The organism is Enterococcus sp. AZ141 (genome assembly GCF_051714385.1).
GTDB classification, from domain to species: Bacteria; Bacillota; Bacilli; order Lactobacillales; family Enterococcaceae; genus Enterococcus_D; species Enterococcus_D entomosocium.
Genome location: NZ_JBIORT010000001.1, coordinates 2,517,363 through 2,532,565, shown reverse-complemented (window position 1 = coordinate 2,532,565; position 15,203 = coordinate 2,517,363). Strand labels below are relative to the sequence as shown.

Below are 15,203 nucleotides of genomic sequence, written 5' to 3'. Positions count from 1 at the left end.
GCCCTACTGCCAATACGCTGGAATCGTCTGCTCATAGGCGGTGATTTTCGCCTCTTCCTGCAAGGTGATACTGATCTCATCGAGACCGTGGATCAATTTGTGTTTCCAGGTAGCATCGATTGCAAAGAAATGCTCCTCCCCGGCAACGATCACACATTGCCTCGGCAAGTCGATGCTGATTTTTTCAGAAGCAGGCAGCGAGGCGATCCTTTGGCGAACAGTCAAAGGCAGCTCGATGGGTAGCAGCCCGTTTTTGGTGGCATTCATATAGAAAATATCACCGAAGCTGCCAGCAATCACGGCTTTAAAGCCGTAATCCAACAGCGCCCATGCCGCATGCTCTCGAGAAGAGCCAGAACCAAAATTATCACCAGTGACGAGGACTTGAGCGGTCTGATATGCTGGATCATTCAAGATAAATGCTGGATTAGGCTTGCGTTGCGGCAAATAGCGCCAATCGTCAAATAAAAATTCGCCAAACCCCGTTTTTTCAACGCGCTTCAAATAATTTTTCGGTAGGATTTGATCGGTATCGATATTGTCATTCATCAAAGGCAGCGTCGTACCTTCAAATTGCGTAAAAGCTTCCATTAACCAACACCTCCAACCACTTCTCGTACATCGACAAAACGCCCATGGATCGCAGCTGCTGCCGCCATTGCTGGACTACACAGGTGCGTCCGAGCGTTTTTCCCTTGCCGTCCAACAAAATTGCGGTTTGACGTGGAGGCACAGTGGACGCCTTCTGGTACTTTATCAGGATTCATTCCTAGGCACATGGAACAGCCAGGCTCCCGCCATTCAAAACCAGCCTCAATAAAGACTTTGTCTAAACCGATCGCTTCCGCTGCTTTACGAACAGGGCGTGAACCAGGAACGATAATGCCAGTGACCCCTTCTTTGATGGTCTGACCTTTCAAAATCGCCGCTGCTTCTTGCAGATCAGACAAACGACCATTGGTACACGATCCGATAAAGATGTATTCGATGGGGATATCGGCAGCCGTCTGTCCGGGGTGCAGTGCCATATATTCATAGGCTTGCTGATCATTGTGATCTCGCACTTCAGGAAACGTTTCGCTGACCGGTACTCCCATTTCTGGATTGGTGCCCCAAGTGATGTAAGGTTCTAAGGTTGCTGCGTCTAAGGTGATCAGGGCATCATAGTTGGCACCTTCATCGGTATACAGGGTTTCCCAATCCGTCACCGCACTGGCAAACGCTTGTGGCGCAAAGCGTCGATCCTTCACATAAGCAAAGGTCGTTTCATCAGGTGCGATCAAGCCCATTTTCGCCCCACCTTCGATCGACATATTGCAAATGGTCATGCGCTCTTCCATCGTCAGGTTGCGGATCGTTTCGCCAAAGAATTCTACGGCATAGCCACCACCAAAATCTGTGCCATGCGTCGCGATCAATGCCAAAATAATATCTTTGGCGTACACCCCCGGCTGCAGCTGACCGGTGATCTCAACTCCCATGCGTTTCGGTTTTGTCTGCCAAATCGTCTGTGTCGCAAAGACATGCTCCACTTCACTCGTACCGATCCCAAATGCGATCGCGCCGAAAGCACCATGGGTGGCAGTATGGGAATCACCGCAAACGATCGTTTTTCCTGGTTGGGTCAAGCCTACTTCTGGGCCAACCATATGGACAATTCCTTGGTTGGCAGAGCCATTGTCACACAATTCGATCCCAAAATCATGACAGTTTTTACGTAACGTATCCATTTGCTTTTTTGCAACCAGATCGGTGATGGTAAAAATATCTTTGGTAGGCACATTATGATCCATTGTTGCGAAGGTTTTTTCGGGACAGCGAACTGTCCGTCCCGCTTGCCGCAAGCCTTCGAAGGCTTGCGGCGTCGTCACTTCATGGATCATATGCAGATCGACATAAAGCAGCTGCGCCTGCCCTTCTTCTCCTGTGATCACATGCCGATCCCATAGTTTATCAAACAGCGTTTTCCCCATAATTGCTCACTCCTAACTGTGCAATAACCGCTTCTGTAAAGGCAGTTGTCGTTGCCGTCCCACCTAAATCACGCGTCAAGATCCCCGCATTCATTACCTCATAACACGCACTTTCGATGGTATCTGCCAGCTGTTCCTCTTGAAAGGACTCTCTTAGCATCATCACGACAGACAAAATCATGGAAACCGGATTGGCACAATTTTGCCTAGCAATATCCGGTGCCGAGCCATGGATCGGTTCATATAAAGAAACCCCTTCTGCGCCATGGCTTGCGCTTGGTAGCACCCCTAATGACCCCGGCAAAACCGAGGCTTCATCACTTAAAATGTCGCCAAAGAGATTTTCGGTCACGATTACATCAAAGTCTTTGGGATTTTGGATGATTTTCATAGCGGCGGAATCAACATATTGATGAGTCAACTGACAATCCGGGAATTCCTGTGCCGTTTCTTCCGCTAATCGGCGCCAAAGCCGGCTAGTCGCCAACACATTTGCTTTATCGACAGAGAGAACCCGCTTCTTCCGCGTACGGGCGATCTCAAAGGCTTTACGCAAAATCCGTCGAATCTCTGCTTGGTGATAATGATTAATGTCGTAGGCTTCTTCAGGTTTTTCTGCTTTTTCGCCAAAATAGATACCGCCAGTCAACTCACGAACGATGACAAAATCTGTCCCTCGAAGGATCGTTTCTTTGATGGGAGACAAAGCAATCACCGCATCAACTACTTTGATGGGTCGAATATTGGCGTATAGACCTAACGCTTGACGCAGATTCAAAAGTCCTTTCTCGGGTGTTGTCGGTGCGTTTTCCCAAGCTGGATCACCAATGGCTCCTAAAAGGACCGCATCCGCCTGCTGGCAAGCTTGTAGTGTTTCTTGCGGCAATGGCTCTCCAGTAAGTGCCAGCGCCGCTCCACCAAATGGCCGCTGGTCAAAATGAAAGTGCTGGAGATGGTCAGGACAAGCCGCTTTCAATACCGCAAGGGCACTGTCCATAATTTCTGGTCCGATGCCATCTCCTGCTAAAACCACGATCTTTTTCAAACAAGGACACCTCGATTCTTTAGAGCTGCGCTAGCCTGTACATATGCTTTGGCTGACGCCTGCAAGACATCAAAGTCTAAGCCGATCCCGCTGATTTTTTCATTGGTTTCCTGGCATTCAATGACCACGTGCACTTCCGCTTGCGCATCTTCCCCACTGGTCAAGGCAGTGATCTCATAATTCAACAACTTCGGCTGCTGCTGGAAAATCTGATCGATCGAGTTGTAGATAGCTTGGATACTGCCGGCACCGATGGCTGATGCCACTTGTTTTTCCTCGTCTTTGATGATAGAAACCACTGCTCCTTGATGGCCATTGGACACGTATTGTAGCTGAACGGCGTCCAACTCGCAGCCGCCTTCTTGGCTGCGGCCTTGATCGGCCACCAAAGCCAGCAAATCTTGTTCGGTCACTTGCTTCTTTTTATCTGCCAATTCTTTGAAGCGTTTAAACAATTCGTTGGTTTCTTCTTGGTCAAACTGGTAGCCCAGTTGCTGCATTTTATCGACAAACGCATGGCGGCCAGAAAGTTTGCCTAAAGGCAACGAGTTGGTTTCTACCCCCACCAACTGTGGGGTAATAATTTCGTAGGTCTCAGGATTTTTCAAGACGCCATCTTGATGAATCCCTGATTCATGGGCATAAGCATTGCCTCCGACGATCGCTTTGTTTTTCGGTACCGTGATTCCTGACAAACGTGCCACCAGATCGCTGGTTCGTTTTGTTTCGTTTAATTTGGTGTTGGAGGTAGCCTGATAGAAATCATTGCGAATATGCAACGCCAAGGCCACTTCTTCTAATGCAGTATTGCCAGCTCGTTCGCCGATCCCGTTGATCGTTCCTTCCACCCGATCAGCACCATTTTCAATAGCCGCCAGCGCATTGGCTGTCGCCATTCCCAAGTCATCATGACAATGGGAAGAAAAAGTGATCTGCTGCTCGCTTTTGATATTGGCGATCAAATAGGCAAAAAGCGCTCCATATTCCGTAGGATTGGTAAACCCTACTGTATCGGGCACATTGATGATCGTCGCGCCGGCATCAATCGCTGTTTGAACCGCCTCAAGCAAGAAGGCTTTATCGGTGCGGGTGGCATCTTCTGGCGAGAATTGAACTTTTTCAAAGCGTTCACGCGCATAAGCCACATGTTCTTTGATGGAAGCGAGTACTTCTGCTTTCGTCATATTCAGCTTGTACTGGCGATGCACCTTACTCGTTGCTAGAAAGACATGGATCTGTGGATCGACGGCTTGATAAAGAGCTTCATAGGCACGATCAATGTCTTTTTTCTGACAACGGGCAAGTCCTGCAACGGTCATTTTCGTCACCGCCCCAGCAATCGCTTTGACTGCTTGAAAATCTCCTTCTGATGCAATCGGAAAACCTGCTTCGATCGTATCAATGCCCCATTTTTCTAATTGCAGCGCCAGTTGAACCTTCTCTTTCGTATTAAAGTTGACTCCCGGGGTCTGTTCACCGTCTCGCAATGTCGTATCAAAAAACTGGATTTTTCTCATCACTATTTCCTCCTTAGCAGTGGTAGGAGCACGCTTGGCGCGACCTCATTCAAACACAATTGAAAAAATGGTATAAAAAAAGCACTCCATAAAGGGTTTCCTTCATGCAATGCGAATAGGACTCTTCAAATGATGCCTTAAAAAAGGCGGGTCATAGAAAAAGAGTCCTTACGATAATAATAATAAAAATGCAGCTGTTTGTTTCAATCGTTTATCCATCGTCGTCACCTATCACTTTTTTTATCTTGTTATGAAGATACCAAACAGCAGGTTCCTCTGTCAACACTTTTCCCTGAATTTTCTGAATATTTCGATAAAAAGTTCGTTTTTGCCCTGTTGATGGGTTGCTTTTCTTCCTTGATGAAAATTTAAGCAGAACCTGACGAGATCTTCACAGGATTTTAACCAAACCTCCACATAACACCGTTATGATAGAAATATCCCAAAAATATTTTTCACCCCTTTATCCTGCCAGTCTTATGACTGGTTTTTTTGTTGTTCCAAAGACTCGAAAAGATTGAACTTAAGGTGAGTTATTCGTATAATAAGGGGCAGCGATAAATTAGGAGGATGAAGATGCGCAACGAAATGATGCATCGTCCAGTAGTCAAACCAGAACTAGTGGCGTTTATGCGTGAAAAACAAAAGCAATTACCCGGCGAACTTGGTGAAATCGAGCAAGCCGCTCATGAAAAAGAAGTGCCAATCATCCCACATGAAACAGTGGTCTTTTTGCAGTTTTTATTAGGACAGCTCCAGCCAAAAGAAATCCTTGAGATCGGCACAGCGATCGGTTTTTCTTCAAGCTTGATGGCGCAATGTGTGAAAGATGGTCATGTCACAACGATCGATCGCTTTGACGTCATGATCCGCAAAGCCAAAGAAACCTACGCTCGCTTAGGAAATGAAGAAAAAATCACGCTATTAGAAGGACAAGCGGCAGACGTCCTACCTACATTGAGTGGCCCTTATGATTTTATCTTCATGGACAGCGCCAAATCAAAATACATTGAATTTTTACCAGAATGTCTGCGTCTATTACGCAAAGGCGGTGTGCTGATGGTGGATGACGTATTTCAAGCTGGAACGATTCTACACCCCATCGAAGAAATCCCTCGTAACCAGCGAGCGATCCATCGCAAATTGAATCTTTTCTTGGATACCGTGATGAACCATCCTCAGCTGACCTCCACGCTTGTCCCTTTAGGAGATGGTGTGATTCTCATTACGAAAGAAGCAGATAGCGTAATTCTTGAGGAACCTGAGAAAGGTTGAGGGCAGCTGCGCTTCCTTTTTTCAAAGAAAAAATAAGAAAAGGGCGAAAAGCGATTGACATTGCTGCGCCCTTTTTCTATAATGTTATTTGTTGCTGATTGATTTCAACAGCTTAGGCGAAGTGAGCATTCGCTGAAAATTATTTGTTCCAGTAGCTCAGCCGGATAGAGCATTCGCCTTCTAAGCGAACGGTCGGGGGTTCGAATCCCTCCTGGAACGTTATATTATCGTGCATTGCACTAGCAGATCGTTAGGAATCTTGATTCCTAACGATTTTTTTTGATAAATTTTTAAAAACCACTTTTTTCAAACGTCACTTTTACCACAAATCAGCAGCACGGTGCTTTTCTTTTGCAAACAACCTATTAACTAATTATCTAAAACATCATTAATTATCACATATAGTTTTAACTGCTAAATAAATATGATATTATCCTCTCAAAGAGCGGCTTAATTACAAAGATCGTTTATGGTTTCCCATAATCCCGTAGCTTCACATTTTTAGATATTATACTTCTCGAACACAACTAACAAAATTTATTCCATAGGAGGAATTTTGATGGAAGAATGTCCTTTTTGCCGCATCGTCTCTGGAAAAATAAAAAGCCATGTAATCCATGAAGATGACAGTGTTTGCGCCTTCCTTGATCATGCCAAAGACGTGGATTATCATATGCTGGTTATTCCTAAAAAACATTACACCAGTATTTTAGATTGCGACCCCGTTCTTCTTGCTCACCTCATTCAAACGGTTCAAAAAATAGCAGATCATTGTGTCACTCGCTTAGGATTTGATGGGATTAATTTGCTAAGCGCAGCAAATCAAGCAGCGGGTCAATCAGTCCCTCACTTTCATCTTCATTTGATTCCGAGAAAAAAATGTGACGGTATCAATGCGTGGCCCACATTCAATGGAGCAGCGCTCTCTTTAGAGGAAGCAGCGGCATTTTTGACCTCTGAAACAGATAGTAAGGGAGATTAAACAAAACTCAGTAGACTAAATCTTGCTTAAAAGCGCTTCTTAAAATACTTGATAATACTTGACTTGTTCTGCTAGCTGATCAGCTGGTAGAGCACCATCCAGTACATAGTCGGCTGTTTCAGCAATGATCTGTTCGTGTAAAACAAATAGCTCTCTTGCATAGGAAAGATAAGTATCTGCCCAAGTCAAAATCGCTTCTTTTGATTCGTTCGTATAATCCCGTTTAATCTGACGAGCAAAAGCAATATCTAGTGGTGTTTTCAAATAAATCACCGTATCGATCAACTGACGCAAATCTTGGTGCTCATATCCGAAGGGAAAGTCCACAAAAATGATTGGTTGAATGCTCATCGCTCTCTTCAAATCTTTCAGTAGCAGACTGATGTCATATTGATTGATCGCTGCGCGGGGATCTTGTAAAAAATAATCAAAAGATGGTGCTGAGGGCAATGCATCGATACTATAATCATCAAAGGAGATCACTATTCCATCTGCCAATCTACTCAATTCACGAACCAATGTCGTTTTGCCCGACGCTGTAACGCCACTCACTACAACTACTTTCCCTCTCTTCATAAAGTCCCTCCTCTGTCGTACCTTCAGTATAACACGCTTACCCAATCCGTTTTCATATCCTCCTCCTGCAAAAATTATGCTATGCTTAACAAGAACAAAGAAAGCAGGTGTCCTATGGAGATAACGGTACATATCGCAAGTGGGTTTAGTAAAAATCAAACGGGTGGCAACAAGGCTGGAGTCGTCTTGTTGGAACAGCCTCTTACGCCACAACAAAAGTTAGCCGTCGCAAAAGAGTTAGGCTTTTCAGAAACAGCTTTTTTATCGAAATCCCCGCAGGCCGATTTCCGATTTGACTATTTTACGCCAAAAGAAGAAGTTGACTTATGCGGACATGCAACAATTGCCTCCTTTGCACTATTATCGTATCTAAACAAACTTTCCAAGCAACAGTATCGCATCGACACCAACGCCGGACGTTTGTCGATCACCATCAAAGACGGTGTCATTTTCATGGAACAGAACAAACCACTGTTTTCAGATGTACTTTCACTAGAACAATTAACTGACTGTTTTGATACCAATGCTATCAATGATCAAATTCCTATTCAAATCGTTTCTACTGGATTAAAGGATATCCTTATTCCAATCAAAACAACGGCCCAGTTGCAGCAAGTTGCACCTAATTTTGAGGAAATAAAAAAAGTAAGTGCGCTTCAACAAGTAGTTGGCATGCACTTATATGCAATGGAAAAAGAACGAATCGTTTGTCGTAACTTTGCTCCATTGTTTGACATCAATGAAGAATCTGCCACAGGCACTTCCAATGCCGCCTTGGCTTGCTTCTTGTATCAAAAGTGTGCCCTCGAAAAAGAAGTGTATCGCTTTGAACAAGGCAGCAATTTAGGTGAACCTTCTGAAATCTTTGTCAAACTCGTTACGACTTCGCGAAAGGAAATCCAACATGTTTACGTTGGGGGCAGAGGGCATTTTTGCGAGACAGTAACCATCGACACGAATACACTGGCATAATCACGACAATTTGGGGCTGATCTTCAATCAGCCTTTTTTCTTTTCCTCTTCACACATCACGTTCTTTTTTCCATAGCAGCCCATCAGTACCTCGAATACTAGTTTTCTCATAAAAAAAGAACCCAATTCGGGTTCTTTCCTTCACATTGTTTTCTATGGCTTACCAACAAGTTCTGCTAACAGCTCACTGACTTTAGGCAGTGGCTCGTTTTGTAGCGCTGCTACGATTTTTGAACCGATCACTACCCCTTCACACACACTGGCAAAGCGCTGCACATCTGCATGGGTCGAGACCCCGAAACCAGCTAATACTGGAATCGGACTTTTTTCCGAAATGGCTTGCAAATGCTGATCCAGCTGTTCGTTGTATTGGCGATCTTCTCCAGTGACACCGTTCACTGTCACAGCATAAACGAATCCTTCTGCGTCTTCGATCAGCGTCTGAATTCTGTCTGGAGGACTGGTCAAAGAGACCAGTGTGATCAGCGCGAGATCCGCCGCATCAAAAGTAGGCGTTACTAGTGATCGATGTTCAAAAGGTAAATCTGGAATAATCAACCCTTTCACATTTGTCGCTTTTAACTCATTTGCTAACTGTTCAATCCCATAATGAAAGAATGAATTGGCATACCCCATCAATACCAGTGGAACCTCGGAATGGATTGTTTGCAGCAAAGCAATGATCTTTTTTAAAGTGGTCCCATTGGCTAATGCCTGCATTCCAGCTGCTTGGATGACCGCTCCATCTGCGACTGGGTCTGAAAAGGGCACGCCGATTTCAATGGCCGCTGCGCCATGTGTCGTCAACAGTTCGATTTCTGCTGGCAGGCGTTCCAGTCCGTTGGCACCCGCCATAATATAAGGAACAAATAGTGGCTTGCCTTGTTTTTGGCGCTCCTTTAGTTTCATCGTCAATGTTTTGCTGGTCATTTCGCTGCTCCTTTCCGGTCTTTGATTTGTTGAACATCTTTGTCCCCTCGCCCAGACAAGCAGATCACTAAGCGTTCTTCGAGTGTCATGATTGGGGCTAGCTTTAGGGCATAGGCAACGGCATGAGCACTTTCCAAAGCAGGAATAATGCCTTCGATTTGAGACAAGAGATAAAAGGCGTCAACGGCTTCTTCATCAGTGACAGCGAAATACTCCGCTCGCTCAATCTCCTTCAAGTAAGAATGCTCGGGACCGACCCCTGGATAATCCAAACCAGCTGAAATCGAATAAGGTTCGATCACTTGCCCATCATCGTCTTGCAGCAGATGCATTTTGGTACCATGTAAAATACCGATACTGCCTTTCGTCAAGGTCGCCGCATGCTCAGTAGTATCCACACCTTTCCCAGCTGCTTCAACGCCAATCAAACGAACGGTCTGATCATCGATAAAAGGGTAAAACATTCCCATCGCATTGCTGCCGCCGCCAACACAAGCAACGACTGTCGTCGGTAGTCGTCCTTCTTTTTCTAATAGTTGCCGTCGTGTCTCACTGCCAATCACACTTTGAAAATCTCGAACGATCTCTGGAAAAGGATGCGGACCGAGTACGGAACCCATCACGTAATGGGTGTCCTCGACGGTTGCGACCCAGTAACGCAGCGCTTCATTGACAGCATCTTTCAATGTCTGATTGCCTGAAGTGACTGAAACCACTTTTGCTCCCAACAATTCCATTCGAAAGACGTTTAGTGCTTGCCGCTGAACATCTACCGCACCCATAAAAATCGTGCATTCCATACCGAACAACGCGGCCGCAGTCGCTGTGGCGACGCCATGCTGTCCAGCACCTGTCTCCGCTACCACTTTCTTTTTCCCCATCCGCTTTGCTAATAACACTTGCCCTAGCGCATTATTGATTTTATGGGCGCCCGTATGATTCAAATCTTCTCGCTTCAGATAAATTTTGGCACCGCCTAAGTGTTGTGACAAGCGCTGTGCATGATAAAGGGGGGTCTCTCTTCCTACATACTCTTGCAAATATTCCTGTAATTCTGCTTGAAAACTTGCGTCCGCTTGTGCTTCACGATAGACAGTTTCCAATTGCTTGACTGCATACATCAATGTCTCTGGCACAAACTGCCCGCCAAAAGAACCATAAAAACCTGCTTCTGTGGGGTATTGGGTCATTTTATCTTCTCCTTTACTAAGTAAATAAATTGTTCGATTTTCCGACTGTCTTTCTTCCCCTGGGTTTCAACGCCTGAAGAAACATCGACAGCATAAGGCCTAAAAAGTTGGATCGCCTCTTCTACATTTTCCGCGTGCAAACCGCCAGCAATAAAAAATCGCTCAGACAACGGTAACGGTTTTCTCGCCGCTTTTTGCCAATCAAAGGATTGGCCGTTGCCGCCAGCATAAGGGTGATCTCTTACTGGAGCGTCCAATAACCCAAAATCTGCATCGCAGCTTAGGAAATCTTGTTCTAAAGTCTCTGCTTCTCCATCAAAGGCTTGGATCACTGCGATCTTTTGATGCGCAAAAATGCCTGTCTGGATGGCTGTTTGCAAAGATGGCAGAACCTTTCCATGGAGCTGAATCGCTGTCAGCTGGGCGGCTTGAATTGCCGCTTGCACTTCTTCAAAACTTGGAGAAACGAAAACCCCAACTTTCCCTACATTTTGGGGTACTTGCTCCGTTATCTTGCGGACTTGTGTCGGATCGATTCTCCGACGGCTTTCGGCAAAAACAAAGCCAAGGTAATCTGCTCCTGCACTGATGGCAGTTTCGACATGCAGCCGTTCGGTGAGTCCACAAATTTTCACTTTGGTCATCGGCGGCTCACCTGCAAATCTGCAGCTGTTTCAGCAATTCGATTGCTTCTCATCAACGTTTCTCCAACGAGGACTCCATGATAAAACGGTGCAAGCTGCAGCACATCGGAGGCAGTTCGAATACCAGATTCACTGATGTAAACCGCCTCTGACGGCTGAGGTGCTAAAGCAACACTGACATCCAAGGAAACGTCAAAGGTTTTTAGGTCACGATTGTTGACGCCGATGATTTTGGCCCCTAAGGCTTGGGCTTGTTGAAATTCAGCCGCATTATGAGTCTCAACGAGTACTTCCAACCCTAGTGCTATTGCCTCTTGATGAAGTATGGCTAAGCGTTCTGGTTTTAAAGCGGCCACGATCAATAAAACAATACTGGCACCCGCATTCTTGGCGCGAATCAATTGTTTTCTGTCGATAATAAAGTCTTTGCATAGTATAGGCACCGAAACGGCATTACTGACTGCTTCAAGATCTGCCAGCGAGCCTTTAAAAAACTGCTGGTCGGTCAAAACGGAAATCCCGCTGACACCCGCGGCTTCATAAGCTTGCGCTTGTGTGACTGGGTCGATTCCTTGGTTGATGTCTCCTTTTGAGGGTGAAGCACGCTTGATTTCAGCAATGAGGTGCATTTTTTGTGGTCGGTCCTTGACTTGCTGATAAAATGATGGACGTTTCGCTACGACCTTTTCGATTTCTTGTGGCATCGCGGCAACTTCTTCAACTTTTTTCTGGATGATCGTTTCTAAAAAATCCATGATTCTCCTCCTTACAGCTCTCGTAGTTAATGGCTATTTGACTGACGAATCAGCATCTGCAGTTTGTCGTAGGCCGCGCCCGAAGCGATACACGCTCGTGCCATCGCAAAGCCTTCCGCTAGGGTGGCGGCTTTGCCGTTGGTATAAAAGCCTAACCCTGCATTTAAGACCACTGTCTCTAGATAAACGGAAGGGTGATTTTTCAAAACTGCTGTTAAGATCGCGGCGTTTTGAGCCGCATCTCCGCCGACGATCGCCTCGATCGGTGCTGGCGTAAAGCCATACGCTTGCGGATCCAAAGAAAAATTCCTCACCTTTCCTTCGTGATAAAAACTGATCGCCGTTTCACCTGCCAAATTGGCTTCATCCATCCCATTACATCCATGGATCACCATTGCTCGTTGCCGACCAAGACTGCCTAACGCCTGAGCGGTGTCTACCAAGCTCTCGCCAGCGTAAGTACCGATCAGTTGCGTAGTCAACGGAACAGGATTGATCAAAGGGCCTAATAGATTAAAAATCGTTGGTGTCGCTAATTCTTGCCGTATTTTCATCACTGCTTTCATGCCCGGATGCAACGACGGGGCGAAGAGAAAAGCGATGCCGACTGTCGCTAATAGATCGGCGATTTTTTCTGGTGATGCTTGAATTGCCACCCCCAAGCATGCTAAGACATCGGCACTGCCTGAACGACTAGAGATACTGCGATTGCCGTGTTTTGCCATCGTGATTCCCCCAGCTGCTAAAACGAAGGCAGCCGTAGTGGAGACATTAAAACTATTGGCGTGGTCGCCACCAGTGCCGCAATTGTCCATGGTGTCTCCTCCTTCATAAGGAATGGTCACGGCATGCTCTAACATAATTTCTGCTAAAGCAGTCAATTCGGCAGCTGTGATGCCGTTGATCTTCATCGCAACTAATGCTGCGCCCAATTGACTTTCTGAAAACACCCCGCTTAAAATTCCTTGAGCAAAGTGACGCATCTCCTGATAACTTAAATGACGGCCATTAAATAATTGCTGAGTGATTTGTTGCGGCGGCTGCTTTTTTAGTGCTTGCATTAAAGATTCCTCCTTTTTTCATCTTGTGTTTTTTCTGTATTATCCGAGACGAGTTTAAGAAACTGTTCTATGAAAAATGCCCCCTCGTTTGTTCCCATTGATTCTGGATGGAATTGGAGTCCTACGATTGGTTTTTCGCGATGCTGAATCGCCATGATGATCCCTTCTGTTTCAGCCAACACCTCAAATTCCGCTGAAAGTGTCGCTGGCTCAATGACAAGCGAGTGATAGCGCATGACAGTCATGTCTCCTAGGTAGGTTTCGAATACGCCTTTTTTCTGATACGTAAGGGTCGATTGCTTGCCGTGCATAATAGCTGGTGCTTGGACCACTTTGGCACCAAACGCTTCACCAATGGCTTGATGACCTAAGCAGATGCCTAAAAGCGGCTTGCTATCATGGTATGTTTTGATCAAAGAAATCATGAATCCTGCCTCTTCGGGACGGCCTGGTCCCGGGGAAAAAATGATGGCATCTGCTTCTTTAGCAACAATAAAAAGCTCTGGATCGTCATTTCGCAAGACGATCGTATCCGCTGGACATTGCTGGACTAAGTTATACGTAAAGGAATCATAATTATCGACGAGTAAAATCATTGGCTGACACCTCCAATAGTGCTTTGGCTTTGTGTAATGTCTCTTGGTATTCAGATGAGGGATCAGAATCATAAACGATCCCCGCCCCTGCTTGGACATAAGCGATCTCGTCTTTCAATACCAATGTCCGAATCCCGATGGCAAAATCCGCTTGATCATTTCGTGAAAAATAACCAACTGCACCAGCATAGACCCCTCTTCGAACAGCTTCCCACTGATAGATGCGAGTCATGGCACGAATCTTTGGTGCCCCGCTGACCGTGCCTGCTGGCAGGGTTGCTTTCAAGGCATCCATTGCCGTCACACCTGCTCTGCGCTTGGCAGCCACTACCGAAACGATGTGCATGACATAGCGGTATTTCTCGATCACCATGTATAAAGGAACATGAACCGTACCATGTTCAGCGATCCGCCCTAAATCATTGCGCCCAAGATCGATCAGCATCTGATGCTCTGCACGTTCTTTTTCATCTGCCAATAGTTCATTTGCCAAAGCTTCGTCTTCTGCTTTGGTTGCACCTCGTTTGCGGGTACCAGCGATCGGATTCGTGGTGATTTCGTCGCCTTGAACGCAAATCAGGCTTTCAGGTGAGCTACCAATCACTTTAAATCCGTGATCGAAATCAAGATAATAGAGATACGCGGAAGGATTTGTCACTCGTAGTTTGCGGTAATAGTCAAAGGGCTCTTGTTTAAATGACGCTTTCAGACGTTGCGAAGGAACGACTTGGAACATGTCTCCCGCCGTAATTCGGGCTTTCGCCTCTTGAACGATCGCTTCATAGGCTTGCTGTGTGACATTGCTGGTAAAATGCAGTTTTTCATTTGACAATACACGGGTCTCAGCGGCGACTGGTGTCCTTAACTGCTGCTTCACTGCTTGCATTACCTGCTCCATCTCGACGGTTCCTCTTTGGCTATAGCAATTTTCAAGAATGATCGTTAAAGTTTCCGTCTGATGGTCAAAAACGAGAAAAGTTTCGAAAAGCCAAAAGGCCATATCAGGCACTTGCAATTCATCTGCGGGCAGTTGTCCGATGTCTTCATAGCAAGCGGCGATATCATAGCCCGCATACCCGATAGCCCCACTTTGCAGCGGTAGATTCGGTAAAGCGCTAATTTCCTTTTTGACTACATACCCTTCCATTTCTTTTAAAGGATCCTGACACGGGTACTTGTTGACCGTTTTTTTCAAAAGATCCTCCACTTGAAAAACACCATCCTTAAAGGTCAGTTTCTGAACGGGATCAAAGGTAAGGATCGAATAGCGTCCGGTATCTTCTTCTCTGGGAATACTTTCCAATAAACATTTATGCGCCCCTTGAATCCGTAAAAAAACTGAGACAGGTGTCAAACAATCGCTGTTGATTCGTTCCATTCGATACATAAGCTGCTCCTTTCTTTGTAAACAAAAAGCCCTCAAGCAAACGCCATAAAAACGTCTGCTTGAGGGCGAATGATCGCGGTACCACCTCAATTGAAGTTGCCCAAATAAACAACTTCTTCTCTATCAACCGTCTAACAACGGTCTTCCTCTATAACGGGAGTTCCCGCATTTTCCTACTGCCAAAAAAGGGTTCAAAAAATGATCGGCTAAGGCCATTTCCTTGATTTCTTGGTGCCGGACTCTCATCACCGCCGACTTTCTGTAACCAAAAAAGACTCAAGTACTTCTCTTAGTTTGATT

The 15,203-nt window shown here is 45.8% G+C and carries 15 protein-coding genes, 1 tRNA gene and 1 other annotated feature (1 of these 17 only partly in view); of the genes, 4 read left to right on the top strand and 12 right to left on the bottom strand.

Annotation, left to right across the window (positions count from 1 at the left end):
* Nucleotides 1–3: 3 nt before the first annotated feature.
* The 4 genes from leuD to IGI89_RS11625 are packed head-to-tail and all read right to left on the bottom strand — an operon-like array spanning nucleotide 4 to nucleotide 4,535.
* Complete coding sequence (gene leuD / locus IGI89_RS11640; RefSeq protein ID WP_016612252.1) at nucleotides 4–591, bottom strand: 3-isopropylmalate dehydratase small subunit; 588 nt, start codon at nucleotides 589–591, stop codon at nucleotides 4–6.
* Nucleotides 591–1,973 (bottom strand): 3-isopropylmalate dehydratase large subunit, encoded by a 1,383-nt coding sequence (leuC, locus tag IGI89_RS11635; RefSeq protein ID WP_016612253.1) that lies wholly within the window; start codon nucleotides 1,971–1,973, stop codon nucleotides 591–593. The genes leuD and leuC overlap by 1 nt, the downstream gene beginning before the upstream one ends.
* Nucleotides 1,954–3,018, bottom strand: coding sequence for a 3-isopropylmalate dehydrogenase (gene leuB, locus IGI89_RS11630; protein WP_005235314.1), 1,065 nt, complete (start codon nucleotides 3,016–3,018; stop codon nucleotides 1,954–1,956). Before leuB ends, leuC begins: the two co-directional genes overlap by 20 nt.
* Nucleotides 3,015–4,535, bottom strand: a complete 1,521-nt coding sequence (locus tag IGI89_RS11625; protein ID WP_438735688.1) for a 2-isopropylmalate synthase — start codon at nucleotides 4,533–4,535, stop codon at nucleotides 3,015–3,017. Before IGI89_RS11625 ends, leuB begins: the two co-directional genes overlap by 4 nt.
* 576 nt (nucleotides 4,536–5,111) lie before the next feature.
* Here IGI89_RS11625 and IGI89_RS11620 point away from each other — a divergent pair.
* The 3 genes from IGI89_RS11620 to IGI89_RS11610 all read left to right on the top strand — a co-directional run bounded on the left by IGI89_RS11620 (nucleotide 5,112) and on the right by IGI89_RS11610 (nucleotide 6,792).
* A complete protein-coding gene (locus IGI89_RS11620) occupies nucleotides 5,112–5,810 on the top strand; it encodes an O-methyltransferase (protein WP_034872576.1) in 699 nt (232 codons plus the stop codon).
* Between the two features lie 145 nt (nucleotides 5,811–5,955).
* Nucleotides 5,956–6,029, top strand: a tRNA-Arg gene (locus IGI89_RS11615).
* A gap of 340 nt (nucleotides 6,030–6,369) precedes the next feature.
* Nucleotides 6,370–6,792 (top strand): HIT family protein, encoded by a 423-nt coding sequence (locus IGI89_RS11610; RefSeq protein ID WP_005235304.1) that lies wholly within the window; start codon nucleotides 6,370–6,372, stop codon nucleotides 6,790–6,792.
* A gap of 39 nt (nucleotides 6,793–6,831) precedes the next feature.
* Here IGI89_RS11610 and IGI89_RS11605 read toward each other — a convergent pair whose 3' ends face one another.
* The gene (locus IGI89_RS11605; protein ID WP_016620458.1) at nucleotides 6,832–7,368 is read right to left on the bottom strand and encodes an AAA family ATPase; all 537 of its coding nucleotides are present in this window, start codon (nucleotides 7,366–7,368) and stop codon (nucleotides 6,832–6,834) included.
* A gap of 114 nt (nucleotides 7,369–7,482) precedes the next feature.
* Here IGI89_RS11605 and IGI89_RS11600 point away from each other — a divergent pair, with 114 nt between their 5' ends.
* Nucleotides 7,483–8,340: a PhzF family phenazine biosynthesis protein gene (locus IGI89_RS11600; RefSeq protein WP_438735687.1), complete on the top strand. Its 858-nt coding sequence runs from the start codon at nucleotides 7,483–7,485 to the stop codon at nucleotides 8,338–8,340.
* Between the two features lie 153 nt (nucleotides 8,341–8,493).
* Here the strand turns inward: IGI89_RS11600 and trpA are convergent, their stop codons facing one another.
* From trpA to trpE, 7 genes are read right to left on the bottom strand one after another with little or no spacing between them, the layout of a single operon-like run.
* Nucleotides 8,494–9,270, bottom strand: coding sequence for a tryptophan synthase subunit alpha (gene trpA, locus IGI89_RS11595; RefSeq protein WP_005235298.1), 777 nt, complete (start codon nucleotides 9,268–9,270; stop codon nucleotides 8,494–8,496).
* Complete coding sequence (gene trpB, locus IGI89_RS11590) at nucleotides 9,267–10,460, bottom strand: tryptophan synthase subunit beta (RefSeq protein ID WP_438735686.1); 1,194 nt, start codon at nucleotides 10,458–10,460, stop codon at nucleotides 9,267–9,269. The genes trpA and trpB overlap by 4 nt, the downstream gene beginning before the upstream one ends.
* Nucleotides 10,457–11,104 carry a phosphoribosylanthranilate isomerase gene (locus IGI89_RS11585; RefSeq protein ID WP_008378521.1) on the bottom strand — a complete coding sequence of 216 codons (648 nt, stop codon included), beginning with the start codon at nucleotides 11,102–11,104 and terminating at the stop codon, nucleotides 10,457–10,459. The genes trpB and IGI89_RS11585 overlap by 4 nt, the downstream gene beginning before the upstream one ends.
* Nucleotides 11,101–11,859, bottom strand: coding sequence for an indole-3-glycerol phosphate synthase TrpC (gene trpC, locus IGI89_RS11580; protein WP_008378523.1), 759 nt, complete (start codon nucleotides 11,857–11,859; stop codon nucleotides 11,101–11,103). Before trpC ends, IGI89_RS11585 begins: the two co-directional genes overlap by 4 nt.
* A gap of 26 nt (nucleotides 11,860–11,885) precedes the next feature.
* Entirely contained in the window at nucleotides 11,886–12,920 is a 1,035-nt protein-coding gene (gene trpD / locus IGI89_RS11575; protein WP_194188724.1) for an anthranilate phosphoribosyltransferase, read from the bottom strand.
* Nucleotides 12,920–13,516, bottom strand: a complete 597-nt coding sequence (locus tag IGI89_RS11570) for an aminodeoxychorismate/anthranilate synthase component II (RefSeq protein WP_087663971.1) — start codon at nucleotides 13,514–13,516, stop codon at nucleotides 12,920–12,922. Before IGI89_RS11570 ends, trpD begins: the two co-directional genes overlap by 1 nt.
* Nucleotides 13,497–14,903: an anthranilate synthase component I gene (gene trpE / locus IGI89_RS11565; protein WP_438735685.1), complete on the bottom strand. Its 1,407-nt coding sequence runs from the start codon at nucleotides 14,901–14,903 to the stop codon at nucleotides 13,497–13,499. Before trpE ends, IGI89_RS11570 begins: the two co-directional genes overlap by 20 nt.
* Before the next feature lie 58 nt (nucleotides 14,904–14,961).
* Nucleotides 14,962–15,203: a binding site (T-box leader), on the bottom strand; it runs 4 nt beyond the window's last position.